The sequence below is a fragment of the Emticicia sp. genome (assembly GCF_049241225.1).
Classification (GTDB): domain Bacteria; phylum Bacteroidota; class Bacteroidia; order Cytophagales; family Spirosomataceae; genus Emticicia.
On sequence record NZ_JBMLRC010000438.1, the window covers coordinates 1,627 to 8,901 of the forward strand.

Here is a 7,275-nt window from a genome sequence, read left to right on the forward strand (position 1 = left end):
GTTTATAGCCACGTAAATGCTGGCGAATGAGCGTGCGTAAAATACCATCACCTTTGCCATGCACAATTCTTAATTCTGGATAGCCGAGCATAATGGCATCGTTCATCAAAGTATCAACTTCGCCGAGGGCTTCTTCGCTGCGTTTGCCTCTTAAATCAATATTGAAGCTGAAATTGACCATTTTTTCGTTCATGTCAATGCCCGAAACTTTGGCTTTTGGGCTTTCTTTGGTGGCTTCTTTGTACTCCTTCTTGCTCATTTTCTCCAAACGATTGAGCTTGATATTAGTTTTAAGTTCACCAATGGCCACTTCAATATCTTTTCCTTTGACCGCCAAAACTTGCCCAATTGTCGGCTGGCCTTTGATTCTCACATAATCATTTACGCCAATATCTCCGCTGCCTGCTTCCCATTCTTCTCCCGCAGGTGCTTTAGTTTCTTCTACTTTTTGTAGTTTTAACTCTTTTTGCTCAAATTCTTGCAGTTCCTGACGAATCAGCTTCGTGATGTCTTTCTCGGCTTTGCCTTCTTTTATTTCACGAATCGTATTTTCTATTTTGCGGTTTGCTTCTTTCAGTAATTCTTTGGCTTGGGCTTTGGCTTCATTCAGAATCTTCTTTTTCTCCACTTCTAAGAAACTTTTCAAGCCAGTATATTGCTCAAGGGTGGTAGTAAGTTTCTGATTTTTCTCAATAAATTCTTTGTTTTTTTCTGAGAAAACCTTTCGCTCGATTTCTAATTCTTTAATCAATTTCTCGAAATCAATCTGCTGTGTGCCGAGTTTTCGTTTGGCATTATCAACGATTTGTTTCGATAAACCAATTTTTTGAGCAACTTCCAAAGCAAACGAGCTACCAGGCTTTCCGATTTCGAGTTCGTAGAGTGGTTCTAAATGCTCGGCATCAAATTTCATTGCACCGTTTACCGTTCCGTTATGTTTATCGGCAAAAACTTTCAGATTTGTATAGTGTGTGTTGATTACGCCATGAGCGTTCGATTTCAGTAATTGCTCCAAAATCGACTCGGCAATTGCTCCTCCCAAACTTGGTTCAGTTCCAGTTCCAAACTCATCAATCAGAAACAAAGTAAATTTATTTGAAAAATTTACAAAGTGTTTCATGTTCGTGAGGTGCGAACTGTATGTACTTAGGTCGTTTTCGATGCTTTGCTCGTCGCCAATATCAATGAAAATATTCTTAAAAACGCCAACTTTTGAATCGGGCGAAACTGGCACGAGCAAACCACATTGAGCCATGTATTGCACCAAACCAATGGTTTTGAGCATGACCGATTTTCCACCCGCATTGGGCCCAGAAACCAGCACAATTCGATTATCTTTATCGAGTTTGATACTCAGCGGCACAACACTTTTACCTTGTTTTTTGAATGATAAATACAAAAGCGGGTGTTTGGCTCTGTACCATTCAAGGGCTTGGTTTTCGACCAAAAGTGGGGCAGTTGCATCAATTTCTAAGGCAAACTTGGCTTTTGCACCAATAAAATCTATGATTCCAAGAAAAAGATAGGCTTTACGCAAGGCAGGTACGTGCGGGCGAATGAAGTCTGTCAAACGCTCTAAAATCTTTACGATTTCTCGACGCTCACGGGCTTCTAAATCTCGAATTTCGTTGTTAGCTTCTAAAACTTCAGCGGGTTCGATAAACGCCATTTGTCCAGTTGCCGACTCATCATGCACGAAACCTTTGACTTTACGTTTGTGTTCGGACAAAATCGGAATAACCATGCGGCCATCACGCACTGTGAGCGACATTTCATCGCCAATCCAACCACTATTACGAGCCGTACGGAGGATTCGCTCCAAAGTTTTTCGTAAATCACTTTGTTCAGAAATCAATCGACGACGAATATCCATTAATTCGGGCGAAGCGTTATCTCGCACTTTTCCTCGCTCATCAATGATTTTATCAATTTGCGAAATCACCGCCGCCCAACCATCGGCACTACTTTTTCCATCTGCCAAAACTGGGAGTGAATTCGTGACGAGTGTTTTGAGTTCGGGGTAAATGTGGTCTTCTTTTACCTTAAAGAAATGAATGATTTGCTGAATCGTGCGAAGCGAGAGTTTTATCTCAAAAAATTGCTCTTCGCTCACAAAAGCACCTTCGATGGCTGCTCTTGAAAGGGCTTCGCTGACATCAATATAATTTTGCTGCGGAAAATCAGACTCGGTTTGTAGAATCAACTTAAATTCGGCCGCTTGGCGATGCAAACGGTCGATTATCTTGAAATCATCAGAAAAACGAATTTTTTCGACAAAAGCTCGTCCGAGCGAACTCACGCAGTGCTCGGCGATGTGTTCACGGATTTTATCGAAACCTAACTTTTGTTCTATATTTTGGGGGTAAAGCATGAAAATTTGTGGTAAATCAAGTATTTGTGAATAGTCCATGGTCAATAGTCTACAGTCCATGGTAGTGCGAAGCTCTCGTTCATTACTATTTTACACAAAACAGCATTGTTGAGCATTTTCGACCACCTACTTTAGTTTAACTATTTTAGGCTACTTTTGTCTGTATTAAAATACAAATTTACCACAAATTTTGTTCGTTTGGAGTATTTGAAGAAGTTAGGATGCAGGATTTGGGTTTATTTTTTCACCACGGAGTAAAAATGAGTTTGAACACGGAGTTTCATAGAGTTTTTTTTGCATACTCCGTGAAACTCCGTGCTAAACTTTGTGAAACTCTGTGGTTAATTTAACTTGTTCTTTACTCAAAGATTGATTAGAGACTAAACCCTTTCCAACATAATCGGATAAGTTTTACGAGAAGCCCACTGTGGTACATAAATATTATCGTTGCTATCTACGCACACATCGTGTGGGTGCAAGAAAACCTTAAATGGGTCTTGTTTGCGTTGCTCTTGAAGTTGATTGTTTTGATAAATTGGCTCGCTTCCGCCTGGGGTTGAAACTACTCGGTCGTTTTTGTCCAAAATCGTAATATAACCTGAGTTCGGATAAGAATCAGACGTTGAGCGGAAAGCTGCCCCATAAAGGTTTTCGCCTTTGATTACAGGGCGACAAATGTAAGTGCCTGGCAAGGCAATTGTTGAAAGATATTTACCATCGAGTGTAAAACGTTTCCAACAATTTTCGACTCTTGAAGTCACAATCAGCGTTGGGTTTTGCTTATTTCGGGTATCAACCACTACGCCGTGATTGCACTTAAATTTGTCAAGACCATCGCCTCCACCGCCCCAATGACGAATGTACTTACCTTTTGAATCGTATTGAATGACGTAGTTCAGACCATAGCCATCCGTTACAAAAATATCGCCATTGGCAGGATTTACGGCACTTTCGGTTGGTTTAAACTGAGCAGGGTGGTCATAAACGCCCGTTTCTTTTGGATATTCTATCTTGAAAATCTCTTTTCCTCTTAAATCTGTCTTGATAACTTGATGGCGGTCGGTATCGCAAATCAATAAAAATTGTTCGCCACCTTCATTCAAAAGTGTCAATCCATGACCGCCAATGTAGTTTGTTCCCCAAGTTTCGAGCAGTTTTCCTGACTTATCATAAATCAAAACATTGTTTTTGGTTTCGTTGCCGAGCATAATTAGGCGACCTCTGGCATCTTCTACCATTTCGTGGCAGTCGTTTACAGGGTTTTTCCCTGCATCCAAAATACCCCAACCAACTTTTACTCGGTATTTGTGTGTGTTATGTCCGATGATGATTTCATCGTTTTTGCCAAAACTGACTTCTGGAAAAGCCGAAATGGCGGTCGTGATTCCTGTAATTTTCAAGAAATTCCGACGAGTTAAAAATTCATTCATTAGTTTGTTATAAGGTTGAATAAAAATGGGTGAATATTACACAGTTGCTTCGTTGATTTTGGTAGTTGGGTTCATGATGTAGGTCAGAAGTTTGTTTTCCTTCTGTAATTCTACAATTCTGTATCCTCGGTAGCTTGTTCCCCAGTTTCCGCCGATGTGGGAATCAAACATATACGGAATTCCCTCATGCGTTTTTACATTTTCTTGGTCGTGGTCATGACCGTTGAATACCGCTCGAACATTTTTGTATTGCTTCAATAACTCTTGAAATTCTTTGCTATCTACCGCATTATCGGTCCATTTTACGGGCGTGATATGTATGAAAATAAAGATATTTTTCTTCTTTTTATGTTCATCGAGTTTTGATTTAAACCATTCGATGTTGGGCGGCAGATATTTCCCTTCCACATTTGAAGTTGTACCGAACAAAAAAGCGTTGTTTCCTAAAACATAATCATAGTTGACAGGCACACCCCATACACGCTCCCATTGCTCGGGCGTGGCGTGGTCGTGATTGCCTTGTGTAACGAAATAGGGCATTTCGAGGTCATCTAGGTGGCTTTTGGCAGTTGATAAGAAATTTATATCATCGTGAATAATATCGCCATTGATTACGCAAAAATCAAATTTTTGTTCACGGTGTTGGGCATTTACATTATTGATAAAAGTCTCAAAGTATGTTTTATAGTCAGTTTTGGGTTGACCAAAATGACCATCGGATGCGACTACAAAACGAAGTTTTGATTTTTTGGAAGATAGGTTTTCGGCAAATGCAGGAATAATACTGCCATCGGCCAATAGGAATGTAGCAAATGATATTTGTTTGATAAAGTCTTTGCGATTCATGGTCAGAATAAATGAATAGTTTTAGGCAATGAATTTGCATCATTTATTTGATTCCAACAAAAAACCGAGCGATTATTTAATGAAATATAACATTGAATAATCGCTCGGAGATGGGAATGAACCGTATTTTAGAATTCGTCTTGGAGTTTCAGATACAAACGCTCAAATTTTTGGTGTAATTGGTCATAAAGTTCAGCTTTTGTGGTATCGGGTAAAAATACTTTTGAGGTGGTTTGGGCTGAAGTTTTTGCTTCTAAACCTAAGCCTTTTAGTGCCAAAAGTACTGCTCCCCAAGCCGAACCTTCAACATTATCAGTGATGACGACTTTTTTCTGAAAAATATCGGCTACGAGTTGTAACCAAAAATCGCTTTTGGCAAAACCTCCGCTGGCACAGATTTCGTCAACTGGAAATTTCTCCATCAATACTTTCCCGACCGAATATAGATTCAAAATCAATCCTTCCATCACGGCACGAGTTAGATGTGATTGGGTATGATTGATGCTTAGCCCGAAAAAAACGCCTTTGGCGTTGGCATTCCAAACGGGAGCTCTTTCTCCTAAGATATAAGGTAAAAATAATAAGTTTTCTGCCCCTGCGGGTGTTTTTTGAGCCTTTTCAATCAGTTTTTCGGTCGAAGTGCTGGTTTGTAAGATTTGTTCTTTCAGCCATTGCATCACCACCGCACCATTATTTGTTGCTCCGCCAACAACGTGCTGGGTTGAGGTGAGTAAATAATTGAAAGTTCGCATTTGTGGGTCGGTGTAGTATTCGTCCACACAAATTCTGACAGCTCCGCTCGTACCCATCGTGAATGCCAGTTTGTTTTTGCCCATTGCTCCTGTGCCAAGATTGGCCAGAGGGCCGTCGGCTCCACCGATGAAGAAATTAATTGATGTATCATCGCCGATTTCACCACCCCGTCCGACTTCGTCAGGCCACCCCTCCTTGAAAAAAGGAGGGGAAACTTTTACTCGCTTTATTTTCTGTCTTGAAAAGGTCGTTGGGACTATTTTGGGTAGTTTTTCTTCTCCAATTCCGACCAATGCTAAGGCTTTGGTATCCCAACATAAATCTTGGATATTCATCATGCCAGTTGCCGAAGCGAGAGATTCATCTATTTCATACTCACCAAAGAGTTTATGCCATACGTATTCTTTGATGCCTATAAATTTATGGGCTTTTGCAAAAACTTCGGGTTCGTTTTCTTTCAACCACAGAATTTTACAGAGGAATGAGAATGGATGAATGGGTGTACCTGTGCGATGATAGATTTCTTTTCCCTCGCTGCTTGCTTTTAGTTTATTTCCAATTTCAATGGCACGGTTATCTGCCCAAACGATTAGGTTTGTCAGAGGTTTACCGTTTTCATCAACCGCCATAATGCTGTGCATGGCCGATGACATACTCAGCGTTTCGAGCAATGAACGTTTATCCAAAAAAGCCAAGCATTGATTAACTGCCTCGTATATTTCGTCGGGATTTTGCTCACTCCAATTAGGTTGATGATGAAACATTTCGTAGGAAATGCTCTTTTGCGTCAGAACCTTGCCCGAAATATCAAAAACAACGGCTTTTGTACTGGTTGTGCCTATGTCAAGTCCTGTGAAATACAATTTTGAATGAGTGAATGATAGAATGATAGAATAAGATAGCTTTTTTTGAATGAATGGTGGTGGAGTGGCGAATAATTTTGAAGCGGTACGCCGCTCGTTTTGAATGAATGATTTTTTCAAAATATTCACTCATTCTATCATTCAGTCATTCAAAATTAATTTTTCTCCACTGCGTGTCCGCCAAATTCATTTCTTAGAGCCGCCACAACTTTTCCTGAGAATGTATCAGTCTGTTGTGAACGATAACGCATCATCAAAGAGAGGGCGATTACTGGCGTAGCAACGCCCATGTCAAGAGCCGTTTCGAGTGTCCATTTTCCTTCGCCCGATGAGTGCATGATTCCTTTGATGGCGTCGAGTTTTGCATCTTTTCTGAAAGCATTTTCGGTCAATTCCATCAACCAACCACGCACTACCGAGCCATTATTGAAAAGTTTAGCAACCGCCTCAAAATCAAGGTCGTAGTTCGATTTTTCAAATACTTCAAAACCTTCGGCAATGGCTTGCATCATACCATATTCTATGCCGTTATGTACCATTTTTACAAAGTGCCCGCTACCTGCTTCGCCAGTGTATAAATAGCCGTTTTCAAGAGAAATGTCTTTGAAAACTTTCTCGACGTACTCAAAAGTTGATTTATCGCCACCAATCATGGTGCAAGCTCCGTTCAAAGCTCCGCTTGTTCCGCCGCTTGTGCCACAATCAAGAAACTCGATTTGTTTGGCTTTTAGGGCGTTGTATCTTCTTACTGAATCTTTAAAATTTGAATTTCCACCATCAATTACGATGTCTTTTGGCTTCAAATATTCGCTTAATTCTTCGATAACTCCATCTACGATTTCGCCCGATGGCACCATTAGCCAAATAACTTTTCTACCTTTGAGCTTCCTACATAGACTTTCTAATGAATATGCTCCCAAAATGCCGCCTTCTTCTCCGATTTTATCAACCGATGCCTCATTTACATCATGAGCAACTACTTCATAATTGTTGTTTCTGAGATTTAGAGCCA

General features: G+C 40.4%; 5 protein-coding genes. All 5 read right to left on the bottom strand.

The genetic code is table 11. From position 1 onward, the window contains the following. The coding region (locus ACOVO2_RS22730) for an endonuclease MutS2 (RefSeq protein ID WP_421772195.1) at window positions 1-2,371 on the bottom strand (2,371 nt) is incomplete at its 3' end. A 380-nt stretch (window positions 2,372-2,751) separates the two neighbouring features. Beyond that, window positions 2,752-3,801 (bottom strand): 6-bladed beta-propeller, encoded by a 1,050-nt coding sequence (locus ACOVO2_RS22735; protein WP_421772170.1) that lies wholly within the window; start codon window positions 3,799-3,801, stop codon window positions 2,752-2,754. 36 nt (window positions 3,802-3,837) lie between these two features. After that, window positions 3,838-4,647, bottom strand: coding sequence for a metallophosphoesterase family protein (locus tag ACOVO2_RS22740; RefSeq protein WP_421772171.1), 810 nt, complete (start codon window positions 4,645-4,647; stop codon window positions 3,838-3,840). A 128-nt stretch (window positions 4,648-4,775) separates the two neighbouring features. Then, window positions 4,776-6,263 carry a gluconokinase gene (locus ACOVO2_RS22745; protein ID WP_421772172.1) on the bottom strand — a complete coding sequence of 496 codons (1,488 nt, stop codon included), beginning with the start codon at window positions 6,261-6,263 and terminating at the stop codon, window positions 4,776-4,778. Between the two features lie 155 nt (window positions 6,264-6,418). Next, window positions 6,419-7,275: phosphogluconate dehydrogenase (NAD(+)-dependent, decarboxylating) (gnd, locus tag ACOVO2_RS22750; RefSeq protein ID WP_421772173.1), on the bottom strand; the 857-nt coding region annotated here is incomplete at its 5' end.

Coding starts and splice junctions, on each gene's coding strand:
- ACOVO2_RS22735 (WP_421772170.1), bottom strand. CDS start 3,801: ATGAATGAATTTTTAACTCGTCGGAATTTCTTGAAAATTACAGGAATC.
- ACOVO2_RS22740 (WP_421772171.1), bottom strand. CDS start 4,647: ATGAATCGCAAAGACTTTATCAAACAAATATCATTTGCTACATTCCTA.